This is a genomic window from Streptomyces sp. NPDC025651, assembly GCF_055558735.1.
In genome coordinates this window covers 139463-163319 of sequence record NZ_JBVHLZ010000005.1, presented here as the reverse complement: position 1 = coordinate 163319, position 23857 = coordinate 139463, and the positions used below count along the sequence as shown (strand labels likewise).

General features: G+C 72.3%; 13 protein-coding genes. 7 read left to right on the top strand and 6 right to left on the bottom strand.

The features are described from left to right. Window positions 1–42: 42 nt before the first annotated feature. The 5 genes from ACZ4D5_RS20085 to ACZ4D5_RS20065 form a co-directional block, all read right to left on the bottom strand. The gene (locus ACZ4D5_RS20085; protein ID WP_467773719.1) at window positions 43–1446 is read right to left on the bottom strand and encodes a dipeptidase; all 1404 of its coding nucleotides are present in this window, start codon (window positions 1444–1446) and stop codon (window positions 43–45) included. Between the two features lie 10 nt (window positions 1447–1456). After that, window positions 1457–5113: a UvrD-helicase domain-containing protein gene (locus ACZ4D5_RS20080; RefSeq protein ID WP_467773718.1), complete on the bottom strand. Its 3657-nt coding sequence runs from the start codon at window positions 5111–5113 to the stop codon at window positions 1457–1459. Window positions 5114–5196: 83 nt separating this feature from the next. Then, the gene (locus ACZ4D5_RS20075) at window positions 5197–5892 is read right to left on the bottom strand and encodes a hypothetical protein (protein ID WP_467773717.1); all 696 of its coding nucleotides are present in this window, start codon (window positions 5890–5892) and stop codon (window positions 5197–5199) included. Window positions 5893–6030: 138 nt separating this feature from the next. Beyond that, window positions 6031–9570, bottom strand: coding sequence for an ATP-dependent helicase (locus tag ACZ4D5_RS20070; protein ID WP_467773716.1), 3540 nt, complete (start codon window positions 9568–9570; stop codon window positions 6031–6033). Window positions 9571–9902: 332 nt separating this feature from the next. After that, window positions 9903–10361 carry an MGMT family protein gene (locus tag ACZ4D5_RS20065; RefSeq protein WP_467773715.1) on the bottom strand — a complete coding sequence of 153 codons (459 nt, stop codon included), beginning with the start codon at window positions 10359–10361 and terminating at the stop codon, window positions 9903–9905. A gap of 254 nt (window positions 10362–10615) precedes the next feature. Here ACZ4D5_RS20065 and ACZ4D5_RS20060 point away from each other — a divergent pair, with 254 nt between their 5' ends. Beyond that, window positions 10616–13486: a lysylphosphatidylglycerol synthase domain-containing protein gene (locus ACZ4D5_RS20060; protein WP_467773714.1), complete on the top strand. Its 2871-nt coding sequence runs from the start codon at window positions 10616–10618 to the stop codon at window positions 13484–13486. Window positions 13487–13549: 63 nt separating this feature from the next. Here ACZ4D5_RS20060 and ACZ4D5_RS20055 read toward each other — a convergent pair whose 3' ends face one another. After that, window positions 13550–14314: a YwiC-like family protein gene (locus ACZ4D5_RS20055; protein WP_467773713.1), complete on the bottom strand. Its 765-nt coding sequence runs from the start codon at window positions 14312–14314 to the stop codon at window positions 13550–13552. Window positions 14315–14465: 151 nt separating this feature from the next. Between ACZ4D5_RS20055 and ACZ4D5_RS20050 the strand changes: the two genes are divergently transcribed. The 6 genes from ACZ4D5_RS20050 to hemG are packed head-to-tail and all read left to right on the top strand — an operon-like array spanning window position 14466 to window position 23796. Next, the gene (locus tag ACZ4D5_RS20050; protein WP_467773712.1) at window positions 14466–18170 is read left to right on the top strand and encodes a nitrate reductase subunit alpha; all 3705 of its coding nucleotides are present in this window, start codon (window positions 14466–14468) and stop codon (window positions 18168–18170) included. After that, complete coding sequence (gene narH / locus ACZ4D5_RS20045) at window positions 18170–19711, top strand: nitrate reductase subunit beta (RefSeq protein ID WP_467773711.1); 1542 nt, start codon at window positions 18170–18172, stop codon at window positions 19709–19711. The genes ACZ4D5_RS20050 and narH overlap by 1 nt, the downstream gene beginning before the upstream one ends. Then, window positions 19708–20367 (top strand): nitrate reductase molybdenum cofactor assembly chaperone, encoded by a 660-nt coding sequence (narJ, locus tag ACZ4D5_RS20040; protein ID WP_467773710.1) that lies wholly within the window; start codon window positions 19708–19710, stop codon window positions 20365–20367. Before narH ends, narJ begins: the two co-directional genes overlap by 4 nt. Continuing rightward, a complete protein-coding gene (gene narI / locus ACZ4D5_RS20035; protein ID WP_467773709.1) occupies window positions 20367–21089 on the top strand; it encodes a respiratory nitrate reductase subunit gamma in 723 nt (240 codons plus the stop codon). Before narJ ends, narI begins: the two co-directional genes overlap by 1 nt. Further along, complete coding sequence (locus ACZ4D5_RS20030) at window positions 21086–22396, top strand: TIGR04053 family radical SAM/SPASM domain-containing protein (RefSeq protein ID WP_467773708.1); 1311 nt, start codon at window positions 21086–21088, stop codon at window positions 22394–22396. The genes narI and ACZ4D5_RS20030 overlap by 4 nt, the downstream gene beginning before the upstream one ends. After that, the gene (gene hemG / locus ACZ4D5_RS20025) at window positions 22393–23796 is read left to right on the top strand and encodes a protoporphyrinogen oxidase (protein ID WP_467773707.1); all 1404 of its coding nucleotides are present in this window, start codon (window positions 22393–22395) and stop codon (window positions 23794–23796) included. The genes ACZ4D5_RS20030 and hemG overlap by 4 nt, the downstream gene beginning before the upstream one ends. Window positions 23797–23857 lie beyond the last annotated feature (61 nt).

The following is a 23857-nucleotide window of genomic DNA, read 5'->3' as shown; positions in this document are numbered from 1 at the left end:
AGCAGGGCGTGCGGCAGGACGTGCCCGGCGGCCGGGCGGCTCTCAGTGGGCATCGCGCCAGTTCTCCGCGAGATCGCCCCACAGGTAGGCGGTCGTCTCGACGCCCTTGAGCAGCAGATCGATCTCGACCTTCTCGTTCGGCGCGTGCCAGCCGTCGGACGGGACGGAGATGCCCAGGAAGAGCACGGGCGCCTCGAGGACGTCCTGGAGGTCGGCTGCGGGACCCGAGCCGCCCTCGCGCGTGAAGCGGATCTTCTGCTCGAAGGCACGGCCCATGGCGCGCGCGACGGACTGCAGCGCCGGGTGGTCCAGCGGCGTCAGGCACGGGCGCGTGGCGGCGCTGAAGGTGACCGTGTGGCGGATCCCGGCCGGGACGCGGTCGGCGGCCCAGGCACGCACGACCTTCTCGATGTGGTCGGGGTCCTGGCCCGCGACGAGCCGGAAGGACAGTTTCACCATGGCGGACGACGGGATGATCGTCTTGCTGCCCGCTCCCTGGTAGCCGCCGCCGATGCCGTTGACCTCGGCGGTGGGGCGGGCCCAGATGCGCTCCAGGGTGGTGTGCCCCGCCTCGCCGTGGGTGCCGTGCGACTTCGCCGTACGCAGCCAGCGCTCCTCGTCGAAGGGCAGCTCGGCGAAGAGTTCGCGCTCGCGGTCGGTGAGTTCCGTGATGCCTTCGTAGAAGCCGGGGATCGCCACGCGTGCGTGCTCGTCGTGGAGCCCTGCGACGAGGCGGGCGACCTCGGTGGCGGGATTCGGCACGGCGCCGCCGAAGGAGCCGGAGTGGATGTCCTGGTCGGGGCCGTGCAGTTCGATCTCGCACTCGGCGAGGCCGCGCATGCCCGTGCAGACGGTCGGGGTGTCCTCCGACCACATGCCGGTGTCCGAGACGATCACCGCGTCGGCGGCGATGCGGTCCCTGTGTGCCTCGATGAGCGCGCGGAAGTGCGGGGAGCCTGACTCCTCCTCGCCCTCGACGAGCAGCTTCAGGTTCACCGCGGGAGCGGTGCGCCCCGTGGCGGCGAGGTGGGCGCGGACGCCGAGGGTGTGGAAGAAGACCTGGCCCTTGTCGTCGGCCGCCCCGCGCGCGTGGAGGCGGTTTCCCTGGACGACGGGCTCGAAGGGCTCGGTGTGCCAGCCGTCCTCGCGGGCGGCGGGCTGGACGTCGTGGTGGCCGTAGACGAGGACCGTGGGGGCCTGCGGGTCGTCGGAGGGCCACTCGGCGAAGACGGCGGGCGCCCCGGGCGTCTCCCAGACCTCGGTGGTCGGGAAGCCGGTCTCCTTGAGGGCGGCGGCGAGCCAGTCCGCGCTGCGGCGCACGTCCCCGGCGTGGTCGGGCTGGGCCGACACGGACGGGATGCGCAGCCACTCGGCGAGGTCGTCGAGGAAGGCGGCGCGGTGGTTGTCGATGTACGTGCGGACGGCGCTGTCCGGTGTCTCGCTCATGGTCACGAGCCTATCCGCCATCCGGGGTCGGCTCGTCCCGCGGTTCGGTGCCCGGCGCACCTGCCGGATCCTCGCGCAGGAGCCGTTCGAGCTCGGCGCGGCCGGGGAGGTTCCTGGGGCGGGCGGTCTCCCCGCTGCGCACGTAGAGGAAGGCGGCCTTCACCGACTCCGGAGGGACGCCCTGCTGCTCGGCCCAGGCGAGGCGGTAGACGGCGAGCTGCAGGGGGTCCGCGGTGCGGGTGCGGCTGGTCTTCCAGTCGACGATCTCGTACGTCGCGTCGGCGCCGTCGCCTTCCTTGTAGACGGCGTCGATGCGTCCCCTGATGACGCGGCCCGCGAGGACGAACTGGAAGGGGACCTCCACGCGGTAGGGCGAGCGGCGGGCGTACTCGGTGCGTTCGAAGGCCTCCTTGAGGGCTTCCAGGTCGCGCTCGTCGGCGATCTCGGCCTCGTCCGGGCCGCCGCCCGGCAGGTCCTCCGGGGCGAGCATCGGCAGCGGGAGTTCCTCGAAGCGGGACTCGATCCAGGCGTGGAAGCGGGTGCCGCGGCGCGCGGCGGGCTGCGGCGGGCGCGGCATGGGCCGGGCAAGGTCCTGCGCGAAGCCGTCGGGGTCGGCGGCCAGGCGCATCAGCTCGGACGCGGTGAGCGACGGCGGCACGGGGACGTCCCTGACGGTCTCACGGGCGCGCAGGAGCTCTCCGGTGAGGGCGTCCAGGTCGCGGTCCCAGGAGGCCAGGGTGCGGGCCTCCTCCGGGGTGAGGCGGGCGGGCCGCTCCGGTGGGCGGGGGTCCGGGGTGCGGTCGGCGGGGTGCGGGCGGGCGTCGGGGGCGGGCGCGGGCACCGGCACGCGCGCGTGGGCGCCCTCGCCGGTGGAGCCGGGGTGCGTGGATTCGGCTCCCGGGGCGTCCGCGGGGTGCGGGACCGTCGGGCGCTCCGTCGCCAGGGAGTCCCAGTCGGCCGGGTCGTTCTCGGGGAAGTCGGCGTCTTCGTAGAGGGCGTCTTCGTAGAGGCCGTCCTCGTACGCACCGTCTCCGTAGAGCCCCTCCTCGTCGTCCGGCGGGGGCGGCCACTCCGGGTCGTCGGCCGGGGGCACGTCGTCGTATGCCGAGGGGTGGGTCTCCTCGTGAGAGCGGGCGGGCTCCGGTGCGCTCTCGCCGGTCAGGCGGTCCAGGTGGGCGAGGACCGTCTGCGCGGCGGCGCGACGGCGGGCCAGGGAGGCGTCGTCCAGCGGGAGCGGCCACGCCTGGTCGGCGGTCGCCTCGTGCAGCGCGGGGTTCTCCTCGTCCTCCGCCGGCTCGTCCGCCCATGCCTCGATCTCGCCGTGGCCCGCGACGCAGTGGTCGTACAGGGCCTGGAGGAAGTCCGAGGGGCCGCGCGGCTTCTTCTGCGAGGGGCCCCACCAGTGGCCCGACCCCAGGAGCAGGGAGCGGGGGCGGGTGAACGTGACGTACCCGAGGCGGAGTTCCTCGGTGCGCTGGTGGTCCTTCATGGCCTCGTGGAAGGCCTTCATGCCCTTGGCGTCCCACGCCTCGACGTCGGGCAGCGTGGCCGCGTCACCGCGCAGCTCGTGCGGGACGACCTTGGCCTGGGCCGTCCACTTCTCGCGGCCCTGCGCGCTCGGGAAGGTGCCGTTGACCAGGCCCGGCACGGCGACGACGTCCCACTCCAGGCCCTTGGACCTGTGGGCGGTGAGCACCTTGACGGTGTTCTCGCCGCCCGGCAGGGCGTTGTCGAGGCCCTTCTCGTACTGGGCGGCGGTGCGCAGGAATCCGAGGAAGGCCAGCAGCGTCGCGCCGTTGTCGTTCGCGGCGAAGGAGGCGGCGACGTCCAGGAAGTTGGACAGGGTCTCGCGGCGGCGGGCCGCGAGGGCGCCCGGGGACGCGGAGAGCTCGACCTCCAGGCCGGTCACGGCGAGCACGCGGTGCAGCACGTCCATCAGCGGGTCGGACAGCGAGCGGCGCAGTTCACGCAGTTCGGTGGCGAGCCGGGCGAAGCGGACCCTGGCCTCCGCGGAGAAGGGCAGCCCGTCGTCCGCTCCGGAGACGTCGTCCGGGTCGAGCGGTGACTCCAGGAAGGTGTCCAGGGCGTCCGCGAGCGATATCACCTCGGCCGGGTCGACCCCCTCGACGGCCTCGGCGAGGCGCCGGTCCGGGTCGTCGGGCGCGGTGTGCCCGGGACGTACGAGAAGGCGGGCGCGGCGGCCCAGGAGGGCGAGGTCGCGGGCGCCGATGCGCCAGCGCGGGCCGGTCAGCAGCCGCACCAGGGAGGCGTTCGCGCCCGGGTCCTGGAGGACCTCGCAGACGGCGACGAGGTCGGCGACCTCCGGCAGGTGGAGGAGTCCGGAGAGGCCGACGACCTCCACGGGGATGTCGCGGGCGACGAGCGCGGCCTGGATCTCGGCGAAGTCCGTGGCCGTGCGGCACAGGACGGCGATCTCGCCGGGTGCCTTGCCGGTGCGGACGAGGTGGGCGATGGAGTCGCCGAGCCAGTCGATCTCCTCGGCGTGCGTGCGCAGCAGGGCGCAGCGCACCACGCCGTCGCGCTCGGCGCCGGGGGCGGCCCGCAGGGCCTCCACGCCCGCGTGCATGGCGCGCAGGGGCTCCGCCAGGCCGTTGGCGAGGTCCAGGAGGCGGCCGCCGCTGCGGCGGTTCTCGCTGAGCGCGTGGCGGGTGGCGGGGCGGCCGTCGGCGTACGCGAAGTGCTCGGGGAAGTCGTCGAGGTTGGCCACCGAGGCGCCGCGCCAGCCGTAGATGGCCTGGCAGGGGTCGCCGACCGCGGTCACCGGGTGACCGGTGCCGCCGCCGAACAGGCCGGACAGGAGGATGCGCTGGGCCACCGAGGTGTCCTGGTACTCGTCCAGGAGCACGACGCGGAATTCCTCGCGCAGGATCTCGCCGACCTCGGCGCGGGTGCGGGCGAGCGTGGCGGACAGGGCGATCTGGTCGCCGAAGTCGAGGAGGTCGCGGGAGCGCTTGGCCGCGCGGTAGTGCCCCACGAGATCGGCCAGTTCGAGACGGGCCGCGGCCGTCTCGGGGACCTTGCGCAGGTCGGCGTTGCCGAGCTTCGCGCCGTCCAGGGCGCGCAGCAGCTCGGTGTCGTACGCGCGGAGCCGCTCGGGCCGCACCAGGTGCTCGGCGAGCTCGCTGTCGAGGGCGAGGAGGTCGCTGACGAGGTCGGGGAAGGACCGGGTCAGCGCGGGATAGGGGCCCGGCGCCTCGCGCAGCACGCGCGCGGCGAGCTGGAAGCGGGTGGCGTCGGCGAGGAGGCGGGAGGTCGGCTCCAGGCCGATGCGCAGGCCGTGGTCGGTCAGGAGGCGGCCCGCGAAGGCGTGGTACGTGGAGATGACCGGTTCGCCCGGAGGGTTGTCGGGGTCGACCGCCTCGGGGTCGGTGACGCCCGCCTTGATGAGCGCCTGGCGCACGCGCTCGGCGAGTTCGCCCGCCGCCTTGTTCGTGAACGTCAGGCCGAGGACCTGCTCGGGGGCGACCTGGCCGGTGCCGACGAGCCACACCACGCGGGCCGCCATCACCGTCGTCTTGCCCGACCCCGCTCCGGCCACGATCACCTGCGGCGCGGGCGGCGCGGTGATGCAGGCCGTCTGCTCCGGGGTGAACGGGATACCGAGGAGCTCCTTGAGCTGCTCGGGATCGGTGAGGCGAGGTGACACGTGAGAGAGGCTAGCGGTGGCCACTGACAACCGGGGCGGACCCGGACGCCGGCGGCCACCGCCGCTTCGTGGAGCGCCCGGGGTCAGTTACCGGCGGCGATCTTCTTCGGGTCGATGACCTCGCCGGCCGGCGGCGCCTTCACGTCGACGGGCTTGCCGTAGTCGCTGAAGGTCACCGAACCCGGCTCGTCGCTGCTCTTGTTCTCGACCTTCAGGAAGTAGGGCTTGCCCTCCATCGCGACGTAGAAGGTGGTGGTCTCCTTGCCCTTCTTCTGGGTCAGGACCGCTGCCTTCTTGCCGTCGACCTCGGCGTCGTCCCCACGCTTCAGGTTCTTGAGCTTGTCGGACTTGAACATGTCGTCGCGGTTGCAGACGCCGTCCTTCTCGGTGTCCGACTTCACCCAACGGCCCTTGACGAGCTCGGCCGCGCCGCCGCCCTGGCCCTCCCAGAACTTGTCGTCGGCCTTGACGTACGAGGTCTTGCCGATGGACAGGAACTGGGCGGTGCCGGTCTTCTGCGAGCCCATCGTGCCCTTGCAGTCGCCGGACTCGGCGACGGCGAACTCGATGTTGTTCGTCTCGCCGTTCTTCTTCATCTGGCCCTTCATCGCGAAGGAACCGGCGTCCTTGGAAGCCTTCGACGCCTTGTCAGCGATCTTGTCGGCGCTCATGCCGTCGAAGGGGTCCTTGTCACCGCTGTCGCTGCTGCAGCCGGTGACGCCGATGACGGCGGCGGCGCAGGCCGCGGCCACTGCCAGGAGCTTCCGGTTGGCTGCCATATACGCGCATCTCCTCAGAAATGTGCACCACCCGCCGGTGCACTCCATGTCTTTACGGAGACTTTAGATTGCTTCAGAGGGTGCTATGCCACCCGAGTGACACGACGTGACAATCGACACGGGTGGGGGCGCGTCGGATCACTCCACGACATGGCGGCCCTCCGGACGCGCGCTGCAGGAGGCGCGGAAGGCGCAGTGCGTGCAGTGCTGGCCCACGGTCGGCGTGAAGCGTTCGTCGAGGACCTTGCCCGCGGCCGTCGCGAGGAGGTCGCCGACCCACTCCCCGGAGAGGGGCTCCTGGGCCTGCACCTTGGGGAAGGCGTCGCCGCCGTTCTTCTTGGCGGCGCCCTGACGCAGCTGCACCAGTTCCGCGCCGCCCGGTTCGGGACGTACGCCTCCGAAGAGCTCGTCCGCGGCGCCTTCGCGGACCGCCAACTGGTAGACGGCGAGCTGCGGGTGGCGGGCCACCTCGGCGGCGGTCGGCGACTGTTTGCCGGTCTTGAAGTCGACTACGTAGGCACGGTTTTCCGCATCTTGTTCGACGCGGTCCATGGAGCCTCGTACGCGTACTTCGTAGGGACCCGCTTCCAGCGTCACGTCGAAGCCGTGCTCGCTGGCGACCGGGGTGCGGGTCGCGCGGTCCATCACATGCCACTGGAGGAAGCGTTCGAGCGCCACGCGCGCGTGCTCCTTCTCCTGGGCCGACTTCCAGGGGGCGTCGAAAGCCAGGGCGTCCCACACGGAGTCGAGGCGCTCCATGAGGACGGCGAGGTCGGCCGGGGTGCGTCCAGAGGCGACCTCGTCGGCCAGGACATGCACCACATTGCCGAAGCCCTGGGCGGCCGTCGCGAGGGCGTCGGCCTTCACCTCGCGGCCCAGGAACCACTGCAGGGCACAGGTGTTGGCGAGCTGGTCGAGGGCGCTTCCGGAGAGCACGACGGGCTTGTCGCGGTCCCTCAAGGGGACCTCGCTCGCCGTCGGCTCGTACATGCCCCACCAGCGGTAGGGGTGCGCGGACGGCACGAGGGGGCGGCCGTCGGTGTCGCTGAGCGCGGCGAGGCGGGCCAGACGCTGGGCCGCGGCCTCGCGCAGGGTGTCGGAGACGCGCGGGTCGACGGTGGTGGCCCGTAGTTCGGCGACGAGCGCGGCCACGGACAGCGGGCGGCGCGGGCGGCCCGTTATGTCCTTGGGCTCGACGCCGAGTTCGGTGAGGAAGCGGGAGGGCTGGTCGCCGTCGTCCGCGGGGGCCTTCACCGCGGTCACGACGAGACGTTCACGCGCGCGCGTGGCGGCGACGTAGAACAAGCGGCGTTCTTCGGAGAGGAGCGCTCCGGGGGTGAGCGGTTCGGCGAGACCGTCGCGGCCGATGCGGTCGGCCTCCAGGAGCGAGCCGCGCCTGCGCAGGTCGGGCCAGAGGCCTTCCTGGACGCCCGCGACCACGACGAGGCGCCACTCCAGGCCCTTGGAGCGGTGCGCCGTCATCAGGCGGACGGCGTCGGGGCGTGCCGACCTGCGCGTGAGCGTGTCCGCAGCGATGTCCTGCGCCTCGGTCTCCTCAAGGAAGTTGAGGGCGCCACGGCCGCCCGTGCGCTCCTCCGCGCGGGCCGCGGTGGCGAACAGGGCGCACACCGCGTCGAGGTCGCGGTCGGCGTTGCGCCCGGCCGCGCCGCCGCGCCGCGCGGTGCGTTCCAGGCGCTTGGGCCAGGGTGTGCCGTCCCACAACTCCCACAGCGCCTCCTCGGCGGTGCCGCCACCCGCGAGGCGCTCACGGGCCTTGCGCAGCAGCGTGCCGAGCCGTTGGGCGCCTCGGGCGTACGTGGGGTCGTGGGCGACCAGGCGCTCCGGCTCGGCGAGGGCGCGGGCCAGCAACTCGTCCGAGGGCGGCGGCAGGTGGTTGCCCGCCGCGCGCTCCTCCTCGCGCAGGGCACGCCCGAGCCGCCGCAGGTCGGCGGCGTCCATCCCGGCCAGGGGCGAGGTGAGGAGGGTGAGCGCGGTCTCGGTGTCGAGCCAGGCGGGGGCGGTCGTGGGGGTGGTCGTGGAGGCGGTGGGCTCGTCGTGGGGGGTGGCTTCTTCGGGAGCGTCGCTTTCGGACGCGTCGCCTTCGGAGACGGCGGATGAGGTGGATGTGGAGGCGCCGCCCGCAGACGCACCGACCGCCGAGACGTCGGCCTCATGTCCGTCGGCTGCGGACACGTCCTCGTCGGAAGCATCGCCTTCGGAGGCAACGGTTTCCGCAGCGCCCCTTCCAGAGGCGTCGCGTCCAGAGACGTCCCTTCCAGAGACGTCCCTTCCATCGGCGTCCCCTTCAGGGCCACTTCCCTCAGAACCGTCCCCTTCAGAACCGCCGGCAGAGGCCTCGGCCCCGGAACCCCCCACCTTCGAACCCTCCGCCTTCGAACCCCCCTCAGGAGCCGCCGTCCCGGCAGTCCCCGCCTCCGAAACCACCGCCGTCGCCACCACCCGCAGCGCCGTCAACAACGGCGTCACCGCGGGCTCGTGGCGCAGGGCGATGTCGTCGCCGTCGATCTCCAGGGGGACGCCCGCCGCGCTGAGGCTGCGGCGGACCGCCGGGATCGTGCGGGCGCCCGCGCGGACCAGGACCGCCATGTCGCCCCAGGGGACGCCGTCCTCCAGGTGTGCGCGGCGCAGGATGTCCGCGATGTTGTCGAGTTCCGTGCCTGCCGTCGGGTACGTGTACACCTCGACCCGGCCGCCGTCCCTGACCGGCGTCAGCTCGCGGTGGGCCCGCACCTTCTCCGCCGGCAGCCTGGTCAGCGGCATGCGCCGGGTGAGGAGCCGGGTGGCGGCGAGGAGCTGCGCGCCCGACCTGCGGGAGGTCGTGAGGACCTCGACCGGCGCCGGGGTGCCGTCCACGCGCGGGAAGGCGTGCGGGAACTCCAGGATGCCGTTCACGTCGGCGCCCCGGAAGGTGTAGATCGACTGGTCGGGGTCGCCGAAGGCGACCAGAGTCCGCCCTCCGCCCGCGAGCGCGTGCAGCAGCCGCACCTGCGCCGGGTCGGTGTCCTGGTACTCGTCCACGAAGACGGCGTCGTACTGCGCGCCGAGCTCCCGCGCGACCTCGGGGCGGCGGGTGAGCAGCACGGCGCGGTGCACCAGTTCCGCGTAGTCGAGGACGCCTTGGAGGTCGAGTACGTCGAGGTACTCGGCGAGGAAGGCCGCGGCCGCGCCCCAGTCGGGCCGGCCGCTGCGGCGGGCGAAGGCGTCCAGGGCGTCCGGTCCGAGGCCCAGCTCGCGGCTGCGGGCGAGCACCGCGCGCACCTCGTCGGCGAAGCCGCGGGTGGTGAGGCAGGCACGCAGTTCGTCCGGCCAGCGGACGTGGCCGCGGCCCTCCTGCGCGAGGTCGATCTGGCCCGCGAGCAGCTCACGTACCGCCACGTCCTGTTCGGGTCCCGACAGGAGCCGCAGGGGCTCCACGAACAGGTCGGCGTCCTGGTGGGCGCGGACGAGGGCGTAGCAGAAGGAGTGGAAGGTCGTGGCCTGCGGGGCGCGCGCCGCCCCTATGCGCAGCGCCATGCGGTCGCGCAGCTCCACCGCGGCCTTGCGGCTGAAGGTCAGCACCAGGACCCGCGCGGGGTCACCGCCCTGGGCGACACGCGCGGCGACGGCCTCCACGAGGGTGGTGGTCTTGCCCGTGCCGGGACCCGCCAGGACCAGCATCGGCCCTCCCTTGTGGTCAACCACCGCCCGCTGACCTGCGTCCAAGCGAGGGGGATCCGACGGATCCCGCGGGGTACGCACCAGTCGGTAGGCACCCGGTGTCGCCTGTCGTACCTGGTGGTGCGACGGGTGCCGGAGGTGCCGGGCGGAAGAAGGGGAGCTCACGTGGGTCGCCGGTCCTGGTGGGTCTGCTGGTCGAAACGCGGCTGCGCGGTGGCCGCGGGGTGAGGGGGATGCGTGCTGTCGACGCTACGCCAGTGGGCGTGGAGGACGCGTGGCTTCCCCCGTACGGGCCACCGGTCCCCCGCCGGGCCGCCCGATGGCGGAAGCTGTCAGGTGTGAGCCTCCGGAGCCTGCGGGCGAGCGTCACCCGCGGCGTCGCCTCCCGCGCCGCCGTCAGCCGGTGCGCCGCCGTCGACCGGTGCGCCGCCGTCCGCCAGTGCGCCCCCGTCCCAGCGCGCCCGCCGCATGTCGAGCTTCGGCACATGCCCCTGGGCGGCGCGCGAGGCCTGGCGCAACGGAGTGCCCTCCTCGCGGTAGCGCTCCAGGGCCCGCAGTTCGTGGCCCGGCAGCAGCACGCCGTCCGAGCGCACGACACGCCACCACGGCACCCCTCCTCCGTAGAGGGCCATCACGCGTCCGACCTGCCGGGGGCCGCCCTCCTCCAGCCACTCGGCGATGTCTCCGTACGTCATCACCCGACCCGGAGGGATCAGTTCCGCGACGTCGAGGACCCGTTCCGCGTACTCCGGAAGCGCCTGTGCCGCGTCGTCGGGCGGGATCTGTCCCATGCGGCTCTCCTGTCGGCTCCCCTGTCGACTCTCCTCGCTCATCCGATCCATCCTGCCGCACCCCACCGACACCGTGACCGGCCTGGCACAGAGCGTGCCCCGGGGCGGGCGGCACGGCGCAAAGTGTCGTTTCGTGACCACTTCGCATCCTTGCGTTGCCCCCTGCTGCCCCCCTCTGCGAGCAGGACATGCCACCATCGTGCGGGCGGTGACTGGTGATACGAGATCAAGAAGAGACGACGGAGAGACAGGGCGTGCATCCCGATGAGAAGGCGGGCACCTCTGCGTCCGAGTCACACCTGGACACCGGTGAGCACGCCCTGAAGACCGAAAAGACCGGCCAGACCGGCGAGAACAGTGCGGCCGGTGAGGCCAGTGAGGCCGGTGCGACCGACAAGCACGGCAGGGCCGACCAGAGCGGCGACGCCGGCGCGAAGGGCCCCGGCCCCCACGGCTGCGCCGACGGCGACGCGGCGCACACGGACCGCGTCGAGCGCGACGAACCGCTGCTCGCCGCGCGCGTGCACCGTCCCTCCGACCTCATGCGGCTGCTCGTCGGCATCCTCGCCATCGCCGTGCTCCTCGCCATCGCCGCGTTCGCCCACGGCACGACGTCCGGGCTCGAACAGGACATCGACAAGGGCACGGAGCAGGCACCCGACCTGCTGATCAAGGTGGCCGGCCTGGTCGCCAGCATCGGCGTGCTGCTCGTCCCCGTGGCGTTCGCGATCGAGCGGCTGATCAAACGGGACGGGCTGCGCATCGCCGACGGCGTCCTGGCCGCCGTCCTCGCGCACGGCGTGACACTGGCCACCGACCTGTGGGTCGCGAAGGCCGCCCCCGACTCCATCCAGGACGCGCTCACCAAGCCGAACCCGGCCGACCTGCACGCGTTCACCGATCCGGTGCACGGCTACCTGGCGCCCGTCATCGCGTACATGACCGCCGTCGGCATGTCCCGCAGACCGCGCTGGCGCCTGGTGCTGTTCGTGGTGCTGCTGCTCGACGCGTTCACCATGCTCGTCACCGGCTACACGACGCCGTTCTCGATCATCCTGACGGTGCTCATCGGCTGGGCCGTGGCGTACGGAACGCTCTACGCGGTCGGCTCGCCGAACGTGCGGCCCACCGGGCAGACGCTCCTCGTGGGCCTGCGGCACGTCGGCTTCCACCCCGTGAGCGCCGCCCGTGAGGAGTCCCCGGACAGCGAGCACGGCGACCGCGGACGCCGGTATTTCGTCACTCTGGAGGACGGCCCGCCCCTCGACGTCACGGTCATCGACCGCGAACAGCAGGCGCAGGGTTTCTTCTACCGCGTCTGGCGCAGGCTCACCCTGCGGGGCATCACCCAGCGGCGCAGCCTGCAGTCACTGCGGCAGGCCCTGGAGCAGGAGGCCCTGCTCGCGTACGCGGCCATCGCGGCCGGGGCGAACGCGCCCAAGCTGATCGCCACCTCCGAGCTCGGCCCGGACGCCGTGATGCTCGTCTACGAACACATGGGCGGCCGCTCCCTGGACTCACTGCCGGACGAGGCCATCACCGACGAGCTGCTGTGCGAGACCTGGCGGCAGGTACAGGCGCTGCAGTCGCGCCGCATCGCGCACCGCAGGCTCGCGGGCGACGCGATTCTGGTGGATCGTTCCGGCACCGTGATCCTCACGGATCTGCGCGGCGGCGAGATCGCCGCGGGCGACCTGGTCCTGCGCATGGACATCGCCCAGCTCCTGACCGCCCTCGGCCTGCGGGTGGGCGCCGAGCGGGCGGTCGCGTCGGCCGTCGAGGTCCTCGGCCCCGACGCGGTGGCCGACTGTCTGCCGCTGCTCCAGCCCATCGCCCTGACCCGCTCCACCCGCGGCACGCTGCGCAAGCTGGCGCGCGAACGCTCCCAGCGCGAGCGTGAGGCCGTCCTGGAGGCCTCCCGCAGGGCCAAGCAGGCCCGCAACGAGGAGGCGTCCGCCGTCGCCGCCTCCGCGCCCCCCGAGGGCGGGCGTGTGGACGTACGCGTCGACACGCGCGCGGACAAGCAGGCCCAGAAGCAGGAGAAGCAGGCGGCCAAGCAGGAGCGGCAGGCCGAGAAGCAGGCCATAGACGACGCCCTGGAGCAGGCACGCGAGGAGGACCTGCTCACGCAGATCCGCCACCAGGTGCTGCTGATCCGTCCGACGGCGCCGGTCGAGCCGGCGCAGCTGGAGCGGATCAGGCCGCGCACGCTGATCAGTTTCATCGCCGGTGCCATCGGCGCGTACTTCCTGCTGTCGCAGCTCACGCACGTCGAGTTCGGCACGCTCTTCCAGGAGGCCCAGTGGGGCTGGGTGGCCGCCGCCGTGGGCTTCTCCGCGCTGAGCTACTTCGCCGCCGCAATGAGCCTGCTCGGCTTCGTGCCGGAGCGGGTGCCGTTCCTGCGGACGGTGGCCGCGCAGGTCGCCGGGTCGTTCGTGAAGATCGTGGCGCCCGCGGCGGTCGGCGGTGTCGCGCTCAACACGCGGTTCCTGCAGCGCTCCGGAGTGCGCTCCGGGCTCGCGGTGGCCAGTGTCGGCGCCTCGCAGCTCTTCGGGCTCGGCTCGCACATCATGCTGCTGCTCGTCTTCGGCTATCTGACGGGGACGGAGAAGACGCCGTCGTTCACGCCGTCCCGCACGGTCATCGCCGGTCTGCTGTCGGTGGCGGTGCTCGTCCTCGTGGTGACCGCCATCCCGTTCCTGCGGAAGTTCGTCGTCACGCGCGTGCGGTCGCTTTTCGCGGGTGTCGTGCCGCGCATGCTGGACGTGCTGCAGCGACCGCAGAAGCTGCTCACCGGCATCGGCGGCATGCTGCTGCTCACCCTGATGTTCGTGCTCTGCCTGGACGCCTCCGTACGGGCCTTCGGCAACGGCCAGCTGTCGTCGCTGAGCCTCGCGAGCGTCGCGGTGGTCTTCCTCGCGGGCAACGCCCTGGGGTCGGCGGCGCCGACGCCCGGTGGTGTGGGCGCGGTCGAGGCGACGCTGACCTTCGGTCTGATCGCGGTCGGTGTGCCCAAGGACGTGGCGGCGCCCGCGGTGCTGCTCTACCGGCTTCTGACGCTGTGGCTTCCGGTGCTTCCGGGGTGGCTGTTCTTCAACCACCTCACACGGAAGGGGCTCCTCTGACCAAGGGAGGGCTCCTGTGAAAGCGGCCTCTCCGTAGAGGCCGCTTTCCTGCGACCCCGCGCGTCAGAACAGCAGCAGAACCGCCGCCAGAAGCAGCGCCGCCCCGACGACCTCCACCGCGCCGACCACCGCCACCTTCACGCCCTTGCCCGGCAGCAGCGCCGCCCGCGCGAGGTAGGCCCCGAAGAGGGCCGCGAGCCAGGGGCTGAGTGCGTACGCGGCGGGCACGGCGAGCGCGTGGTACGTCACCGACGCCCAGTAGTGGGACCGTGAGCCGCGCTCGCGGATCATCGTCTTCACGTACGGCACGGTGCCCGCGAAGAACAGCAGGCAGGCCAGCGCGGGGCGCCACCCGTCGGCGAGGTCGCCCCCGCCCGCCTTCAGGGTGACCAGGAGCATGCCGCAGGCCGGGACCACCGCCGCCAGGCCGTTTGCCAGGGCCCGTTCCCTGTTCCGCCACGCGTAGTACGTGTTGACGGCCACGAAGGGCGTGGCGCAGGCGGCGGCGAGCGGCAGCCAGGGGTACGCGAACAGCAGCGGCACCCCGCAGGCCGCGCAGACCGCCGCCGACACCAGAGCGGGGCGCACATGGCGGCGCGGGGCCTTCGGGTTCCGGGACAGGCGGCGCAGGCGGAGCCACTGCTGGGCGTGGAAGGCGGCGACGTACCCCGCCAACCACGCGACGAACAGCGGCAGATGGGCCCAGCGGGGACCGGCGCCCGCGCCGCCGAGGAACACGCCCGCCGCGAAGGGCACCGCGAGCATCGCCCAGGCGCCGTGCTGGTTCGGCAGCCAGGAACGCAGCGCGCTCTTCTTCTTCCTGCCCATACGTTCAGCATGGCAGCACAGGGCCCTGAATATTCCGGAAAGAGGTCACCCCCTCACGGGACCTAAGTCCCCGGGGTCCCAACCACCGCCAGGCTTAGGGTCGTTGCAGGAGCACGTGCCGTGCGCCTTTTCTTCGTGACGGCCGGGAGATGTGACGTTGCAGCAGAGGAAAGACATCGCTGAGACGCTCGTGAAGGCCGGGAGTTTCTTCACCCGGGCCGCCGAGACATCCGACGACCTGCACCGGGTGCAGCGCGTCGGAGGCCGCGACGGAGAGGCGTTCTATCGTGACCGGTGGAGTCACGACAAGGTCGTCCATTCCACGCACGGCGTGAATTGCACGGGCTCGTGCCGCTGGAAGGTGTACGTCAAGGACGGCATCATCACGTGGGAGACGCAGGCCACGGACTATCCCTCGGTGGGACCCGACAGGCCCGAATACGAACCCCGCGGATGCCCGCGTGGGGCTTCTTTCTCCTGGTACACGTATTCGCCCACTCGCGTCCGGTATCCGCATGTGCGCGGCGCCCTCCTGGAGATGTACCGCGAGGCCAAGTCCCGGCTGAAGGACCCGGTCCTCGCCTGGGCCGACATCCAGGGCGACCCCGAGCGCCGCCGGCGCTACCAGCGGGCGCGGGGCAAGGGAGGCCTGGTGCGGGCCAGTTGGGACGAGGCCGTCGAGATCGTGGCGGCCGCGCACGTGCACACCATCAAGGAGCACGGTCCTGACCGGGTCGCGGGATTCTCCCCCATTCCCGCGATGTCGATGGCTTCGCACGCGGCGGGCGCGCGTTTCCATTCCCTCATCGGCGCCCCGATGCTCTCGTTCTACGACTGGTACGCGGATCTTCCGGTCGCCTCTCCGCAGGTGTTCGGCGACCAGACCGACGTACCGGAATCGGGCGACTGGTGGGATGCCGCCTACTTGATGATGTGGGGCTCCAATGTTCCGGTGACGCGGACGCCGGACGCGCACTGGATGGCGGAGGCGCGTTATCGCGGGCAGAAAGTCGTCACCGTATCCCCGGATTACGCGGACAACACCAAGTTCGCCGACGAGTGGATGCACCCGCACCCCGGAACGGACGGCGCGCTCGCCCTCGCGATGGGGCACGTCATTCTCCGGGAGTTCTTCGTCGAACGGCAGACGCCGTTCTTCCAGGATTACGTGCGCCGCTACACGGATCTGCCTTTCCTGGTCACCCTCGCAGAGACCGAAAAGGGCCTCGTGCCGCACAAGTTCCTCACCGCGGCCGACCTCGGGGACGAGCGCGCGAAGAGCGAGAACGCGCGGTGGAAGACCGTCCTCATCGACGACGCCACGGGCGAGCCGACGGTCCCCAACGGCACGCTCGGCCACCGGTGGGGCACTTCGGAGAAGCCCGACTGGAACCTCGACCTCGGCGACACCGTGCCCCGGCTCACGCTGTACGGCGAGGACACCGCGGAGATCGTCCTGCCGCGCTTCGAGGACGAGGAGCACGGCGACGGCACGAACAGCGACCGCGACAACGGTGTCGTACGCCGAGGAGTGCCCGTCCGGCGCGTCGGCGACCGGCTCGTCACCACCGTCCACGACCTGATGCTGGCCCAGTACGGCGTCCCGCGCGCGGGGCTGCCCGGCGAGTGGCCCGCCTCCTACGAAGACGCCTCCCAGCCCGGCACCCCCGCCTGGCAGGAGACCCTCACCTCGGTTCCCGCGGCGCAAGCCACGCGCGTGGCGCGGGAGTTCGCCGAGACGGCGGAGGCCTCCCAGGGGCGCTGCATGATCCTCATGGGCGCGGGCACCAACCACTGGTTCCACTCGGAGACCATTTACCGTGCGTTCCTGGCGCTGCTCACGCTCACCGGCTGCCAGGGGCGCAACGGCGGCGGATGGGGGCACTACGTAGGCCAGGAGAAGTGCCGCCCGGTGACCGGCTGGGCCACGCTCGCGAGCGCGTCCGACTGGGGCCGTCCGCCCCGGCACATGATCGGCGCGGGCTGGTTCTATCTGCACACCGACCAGTGGCGCTACGACACGCTGCCCGCCGAGTCCCTCGCGTCCCCCTTGGGCGACGGGCGGTTCGAGGGGATGACGGGGGCCGACTGCCTGGCCGCGTCCGCCCGTATGGGCTGGATGCCGTCGTACCCGACCTTCGACCGCAACCCCCTGGACCTCGCGGACGCGGACGATCCCGTCGCGAGCGCCGTCGAGGAGCTCAAGGACGGCACCCTGGGCTTCGCCGGCGAGGACCCCGACGCGCCCCGGAACTGGCCGCGCGTGCTCAACGTATGGCGGGCGAACCTGCTCGGCTCGTCCTCCAAGGGCAACGAGTACTTCCTCAAGCACCTGCTCGGCACGCACTCCAACCTGCCCGACGACAGGCCGCGTTGCGCGCCGCGCGACGTGAAGTGGCGCCCCGAGGACGTCGAGGGGAAGCTCGACCTGCTGCTCTGCCTCGACTTCCGGATGACGTCCACGACGCTGCTCTCCGACGTCGTCCTGCCGGCCGCCACCTGGTACGAGAAGCACGACCTGTCGTCCACCGACATGCACCCCTTCCTGCACGCGTTCACGCCCGCGGTGGACCCGCCCTGGCAGGCGCGCACCGATTACGACACGTTCCTCGCCGTCGCGCGGCGGTTCGGCGAGCTCGCGGGCGAACACCTGGGCGTACGGCGCGACTTGGTGGCCACCGCGCTCCAGCACGACACCCCCGGCGGCGAGATGGCCCAGCCGGGCGGCGTCGCGCTCGACTGGTCGAAGGGCGAGTGCGAGCCCGTCCCCGGGCGCACGATGTACAACCTCGCGGTCGTGGAGCGTGACTACGGAGCGGTCGGGGAGAAGTTCGCGGCGCTCGGCCCGCTGGTCGACGAGCTCGGGGTCACCACGAAGGCGGTCACGTTCGACGTCGGCGAGGAGATCGCGTACCTGAAGGAGAAGAACGGCACGGTGCGCGGCGGAGTCGCCGAGGGCAGGCCCCGCCTGGACACCGCCCAGCGGGCCTGTGAGGCGATCCTGTCGCTCTCCGGGACCTCCAACGGCCGTCTGGCGACCCAAGGCTTCGAGACGCTGGAGAAGCGGGTCGGCACGGAGCTCGCGCACCTGGCGGCCGAGGCCGAGGGCAAGCGGATCACGTTCGCGGACACCCAGGCGCGCCCGGTGCCCGTCATCACCTCTCCGGAGTGGTCGGGCAGCGAGTCCGGAGGGCGCAGGTACACCGCGTTCACCGTCAACACCGAGCACCTGAAGCCCTGGCACACGCTCACCGGGCGCCAGCACTTCTTCCTCGACCACGACTGGATCCACGAGGTCGGCGAGGCACTGCCCGTCTACAAGCCGCCGCTGAACATGCACCGCCTCTACGGAGAGCCCGAGTTGGGTTCCCGAACCGACGGATCCGGGGCGGGCGGCAAGGAAGTGGCCGTGCGGTTCCTGACCCCGCACAACAAGTGGGCCATCCACTCCCAGTACCAGGACAACCTCTACATGATGACGCTCGGCCGCGGCGGACAGACCGTGTGGATGTCCCCGCAGGACGCCGACGCCATCGGGGTCGCGGACAACGACTGGATCGAGGCCGTCAACCGCAACGGCGTGATCACGGCCCGCGCGATCGTGTCCCACAAGATGCCGTCCGGCACGGTCTACATGAACCACGCCCAGGAGCGGACGGTCGGCGTCCCGAAGACGGAGAAGACGGGGCGGCGCGGCGGCATCCACAACTCGCTGACCCGGATCATGCTCAAGCCCACGCATCTGGTGGGCGGCTACGCCCAGTTGACCTGGGCCTTCAACTACCTGGGGCCGACCGGCAACCAGCGCGACGAGGTGACGGTCATCCGCCGCCGCAACCAGGAGGTCACCTACTGATGCGCGTGATGGCCCAAGTAGCCATGGTCATGAACCTCGACAAGTGCATCGGCTGCCACACCTGTTCGGTCACCTGCAAGCAGGCGTGGACCAACCGCAAGGGCACCGAGTACGTCTGGTTCAACAACGTCGAGACGCTCCCCGGACAGGGCTATCCGCGCCGCTGGGAGGACCAGGAGCGGTGGAAGGGCGGCTGGGAGCGGACCAGGTCCGGACGGCTCCGGCTGAGGGCGGGAGGGCGCCTCAAGCGGCTCGGCCAGATCTTCGCCAACCCCGAGCTGCCGGAGCTCACGGACTACTACCAGCCCTGGACGTACGAGTACCGCAACCTCACCGACGCCCCCGCGGGCGACGACATGCCCGTCGCCAAGCCCGTCTCGCAGGTCACCGGCGAGCCCATCGGCGCCATCGAGTGGGGCCCCAACTGGGACGACAACCTCGGCGGCGCCCCGGAGCACGCCCCCAAGGACCCCCTCGTGGAGAAGGTCCGCGACGAGGTCGGCGAGAGGATCCGCTTCGAGTTCGAGCAGAGCTTCATGTTCTACCTGCCGCGGATCTGCGAGCACTGCCTCAACCCCGCCTGCGTCTCGTCGTGCCCCTCCGGAGCGATGTACAAGCGCGAGGAGGACGGCATCGTCCTCGTGGACCAGGACCAGTGCCGCGGCTGGCGGATGTGCGTGACCGGCTGCCCCTACAAGAAGGTCTACTTCAACCACGCCACGGGGAAGGCGGAGAAGTGCACCTTCTGCTTCCCGCGCGTGGAGGCCGGGCTGCCGACCATCTGCTCGGAGACCTGTGTGGGGCGCATGCGCTATCTGGGCGTGATGCTGTACGACGCCGACAAGGTCGCCGAGGCCGCCTCCGTGGAGGACGAACACGACCTCTATCCGGCGCAGTTGGAGTGCTTCCTCGACCCCCGCGACCCGGCGGTCGCCGCGGCCGCGCGCGCGTGCGGCATCACCGAGGAGTGGCTCGACGCGGCCCGCCGCTCCCCCGTCTTCGACCTGATCCGCACCTACCAGGTGGCCCTGCCGCTCCACCCGGAGTACCGCACGATGCCGATGGTCTGGTACGTGCCGCCGCTGTCCCCCGTGGTCGAGGCGGTCGCCGCCGCGGGCCGCGACGGGGAGGACGCGGGCAACCTCTTCGGGGCGATCGACGCGCTGAGGATCCCGGTGGAGTACCTCGCCGCGTTGCTCACCGCGGGCGACACCTACGCCGTGGAGGCGGTGCTGCGCCGGATGGCCGCCATGCGCGCGTACATGCGCCGCGTCAACCTCGGCCAGGAGCGCGAGGAGTCCATCGCCGCGGCGGTCGGCCTGACCGGCGAGGAGATGGAGGACATGTTCCGGCTCCTGGCCATCGCCAAGTACGAGGACAGGTACGTGATTCCGACCGCCGCCCGCGCCGACGCGGACGCCCTCGCCGACACACATCCCTTCGAGGACGCCACCGACTGCTGCCCGGTGGCCGATGCCCCGGGCAGCGCCTCCGGAGAGCGCGTCCTGCTCAACCTCAGCCCCACCCGGAGGAGCGCATGAGCCCCGACGCCCTCGTCAGGCTGGTCGCCGGACGGCTCCTGCAGTACCCCGACGAGCGTCTGTACGCGGACCTGGAGAGCCTGTACGAGGCGACCGACCACCCGCTGCTGCGCGAGTTCATCGCCCACGCGCGCGTGCGGCGCCCCCTGGACCTCGCCGCGCACTACACGGACTGCTTCGACACCCGCAACCGCCGCTGCCTGTACCTGACGTGGTGGTCGGACGGCGACACCCGCAACCGCGGGCTCTCCCTGGTGCGCGTCAAGCAGGTGTACCGCGAGCACGGCCTGGAGTTCGCCTCCGAGGAACTGCCCGACTTCCTGCCGGTGCTCCTGGAGTTCGCCGCGCGCGAAGAGGCGGCGGGCACGGCCCTGTTGGAGGAGCACCGGGCCGGGCTCGAACTGCTGCGGCTCGCCGTCACCGACGTGGGTACCCCCTACGCGCGCGTGCTCGAAGCGGTCTGCGGGACGCTCCCCGGGCCCTCTCCGAAGACGCGGGCCGAGGCCAAGGCGCTCGCCCGCAGCGGGCCGCCGCGGGAGACCGTCGGGCTCGAACCCTTCGGCCCCGGGCTCGAACCCTTCGGCCCCGGCATCGAACCCTTCGGCACTCCGGTCGAACTCCCCTGGCCAACCGTCCCGGAAAGGACCCCGGCGTAATGGACCTCCTCCTGTGGGGCGTCATGCCCTACGTCGCCGCCACCCTCCTGATCGCGGGCCTGGTCTGGCGGGCCAGGTACGACCGGTTCGGCTGGACCACGCACTCCTCGCAGCTTCAGGAGTCGCGCCTGCTGCGCATCGGGTCGCCGCTCTTCCACTTCGGGATGGCGTTCGTGGTGCTCGGCCACGTCGTGGGCCTGCTGATCCCGGACAGCTGGACCGACGCGGTCGGCGTCAGCGACCACACGTACCACCTGGTGGCCGTCTCCACAGGCGCCGTCGCGGGCCTCGCGGCGGCCGCCGGCATCGGCATCCTCGTGTACCGGCGCCTGAAGGTGCCCGCTGTCCGCAAGGCCACGCTCCGCAGCGACCACGTGATGTACACGGTGCTGCTCGGCGCGATGCTGCTCGGCCTGGTCGCGACCGTCCTCAACTCCTCCGGAGCGGTCGACTACAACTACCGCGAGGGCATCTCCGTGTGGTTCCGCGGCCTGTTCACGCTGCAGCCCGACTACCACCTGATGGGCGCGGCGCCGCTCGCCTTCAAGCTGCACGTCGTCTTCGGCTTCGCGCTGTTCGCGCTGATCCCGTTCTCGCGGCTCGCGCACGTCGTCAGCGCGCCCTTCAAGTACCTCTTCAGGCCGTACGTGGTCTACCGGCGCAGGGACCCGGAGCAGCTCGCGAACAGGCCGGAGAAGCGGGGCTGGGAGCGGGTGTCGTGAGCCGCGTCGTGCGGCGCCCCCGGCACGACGTCGGCGAGCGCCCCTTCATCGTCATCTGGGAGGCCACGCGCGCGTGCCCGCTGGCCTGTCTGCACTGCAGGGCCGAGGCACAGCCCGAGCGGGACCCCGGCGAGCTGGACGGCGCGGACGCCCGTCGTCTCATGGACCAGATCGCCGCCTTCGGACGGCCGAGCCCGCTCTTCGTGATCACGGGCGGCGATCCCTTCCAGCGCCCCGACCTCACCGACCTCGTCGCCTACGGCACGGAGCGCGGGCTCCGCGTCGCCGTCTCCCCCTCGGGGACCCCCACGCTGGACCGGGCGAACCTGACGGCGGTGCGCGACGCGGGCGCCGTCGCCCTCTCGCTGAGCGTCGACGGCTCCACGGCCGAGCGCCACGACGCGTTCCGCGGCGTGCCCGGCGTCTTCGACTGGACCATCGAGGGCTGGCGCACCGCCCGCGAGCTCGGCCTGAAGGTACAGGTCAACACCACCGTCACACGCCACAGCCTGGAGGACCTCGCTGACATCGCCGCCCTGGTGCGGCGCGAGGGCGCGATGCTGTGGAGCGGCTTCGTGCTCGTGCCGACCGGCCGCGGCGAGCAGCTCTCCGCGCTCACCCCGGACGAGGTCGAGGACGTGCTGCACTTCCTGTACGACACGGGGGCGGTGCTCGCCACGAAGACCACGGAGGGCCACCACTTCCGCCGTGTCGCCCTCCAGAGGACCCTCCTGGAACGGCACGGCGAACAGCCCGAGTTGGGGCCCCTGTACAGGCGCCTGACGGCACGCGCGCGTGTGCTCGGTCTGTGGGACGGGGAGCGGCGCGCGGTGCGCAGGCCGCCCATGGACGTCGGCTCGGGGCGCGGCTTCGTCTTCGTGTCGCACACCGGCGAGGTCCATCCCAGCGGCTTCCTGCCCCTGTCGGCGGGCAATGTGAAGTACCACCCTCTCGTCGACATCTACCGGGGCTCCGCGCTGTTCACGACGTTGCGCGAGCCGTCCCTGCTCGGCGGGGCGTGCGGGCGCTGCGAGTTCAACACCGTGTGCGGGGGCTCCCGTTCACGCGCGTACGGGGCGACGGGACGGGTGCTCGCCGCCGACCCCTGGTGCGCGTACGAGCCCGGCAGCTTCCCGTACCAGGACGAGCTGCGACAGCTGCTCACAGAGTCGACGCCCCGTACGGAAGCGCCCCGTACGGAAGCACCCCGTACGGAAGCACCCCGTACGGAAGCGCCCCGCACGGAAGCAGCTCACACAGCGGCAGCTCACACAGCAGCGGCCCCCACAGAAAGAAGCACGGCATGACGCGTTCAGTGATCGTCGTCGGCGGCGGCATCAGCGGTCTGACCGCCGCCTGGCGGCTGCGCGACGACGCGGAAGTGACCGTCCTGGAGGGCGCCCCCCGCATCGGCGGCAAGCTGCGCACCGGCACCCTCGCGGGCGTCCCCGTCGACGAGGGCGCCGAGTCGCTGATGGCGCTGCGCCCCGAAGCCGTGCGCCTCGCCCAGGACGTGGGCCTCGGGGACGACCTGTGCGACCCGGCGCCGGCGCCCACCACCCTGTGGTCGAACGGCGCGCTGCGCCCGCTGCCGCCGGGCCACGTCATGGGCATCCCCACCGACCCCGCCGCGCTCGCGGGCACCGGGCTGCTGTCCGAGGAGGGCGTGGCCCGGCTGTGCCACGAGGAGACGCTGCCCGCCGAGCCGCGGACCGAGGACCTGTCCGTGGCCGAGTACCTCGGCGGGCGGCTCGGCCAGGAGGCCGTGGACAGGCTCGTGGAGCCGCTGCTCGGCGGCGTCTACGCGGGCCGCCCCGACCGGCTCTCGCTGCGGGCCGCGCTGCCGCGCATGGCGGCGGTCGCGGAACGGGGCGAGCCGCTCCTGGCGGCGCTGCGGCAGACGCGTACGCCTCAGGGATCCCCCCGAGCGGCACCGCAGGCCAGGCCCGTCCCCGTCCAGGGCCTGCGCGGCGGCACCGGACGCCTCCCCCTCGCCGTCGCCGAGGCGAGCGGCGCCCGCGTACTCACCGGCACGCGCGCGCGTGAGCTGCAGCGCACCCCCGCCGGACGGTGGCGGGTGATCGCCGTGACCGGCGACGGTCCGCTGATCCTGGAGGGGGACGCGGTGGTCCTCGCCGTACCCGCGTACGAGGCGGCGGAGCTGCTGCGCCCGCACGCGCCGCTGGTCGACGCCGACCTCGGGTCGATCCAGCACGCCAGCACCGCGGTGGTGACCCTGGCGTTCCCCCGTACGAAGACACCTCTCCACAAGGCACTCCCCCAGGGCAACGGCTTCCTGGTGCCCGCCGTCGAAGGGCGCACCCTGAAGGCCGCCACGTTCCTCACCAACAAGTGGCACTGGCAGAGCGAGGCCGCGCCCGATCTCTTCCTGCTGCGCACCTCGATCGGCCGGGTCGCCGAGGAGCATCTGCTCGCCGTCCCCGACCGCCATCTGATCCGCGCCTCGGTCCAGGAGCTGCACCACGCCGTGGGCTCCGTCGGCGAGCCCGTGGCCGCCCGCGTCACCCGATGGGAGCGGGGCCTTCCGCAGTACGGCGTCGGCCACACCGACCGCGTGGCACGCGTGCGTGAGGCCGTGGACGAACTGCCGGGGATCGCGCTGTGCGGCGCCGCGTACGAGGGGGTGGGCGTCGCCGCGTGCGTGGCGACGGGGACGGCCGCGGCCCGCCGGATCAGCGAGGGCTGAGGCCGGCCGGCTCACCCACACGGCCCGTGCCCCGAGCGCGCCGTCAGGACCCCCCGCAGGA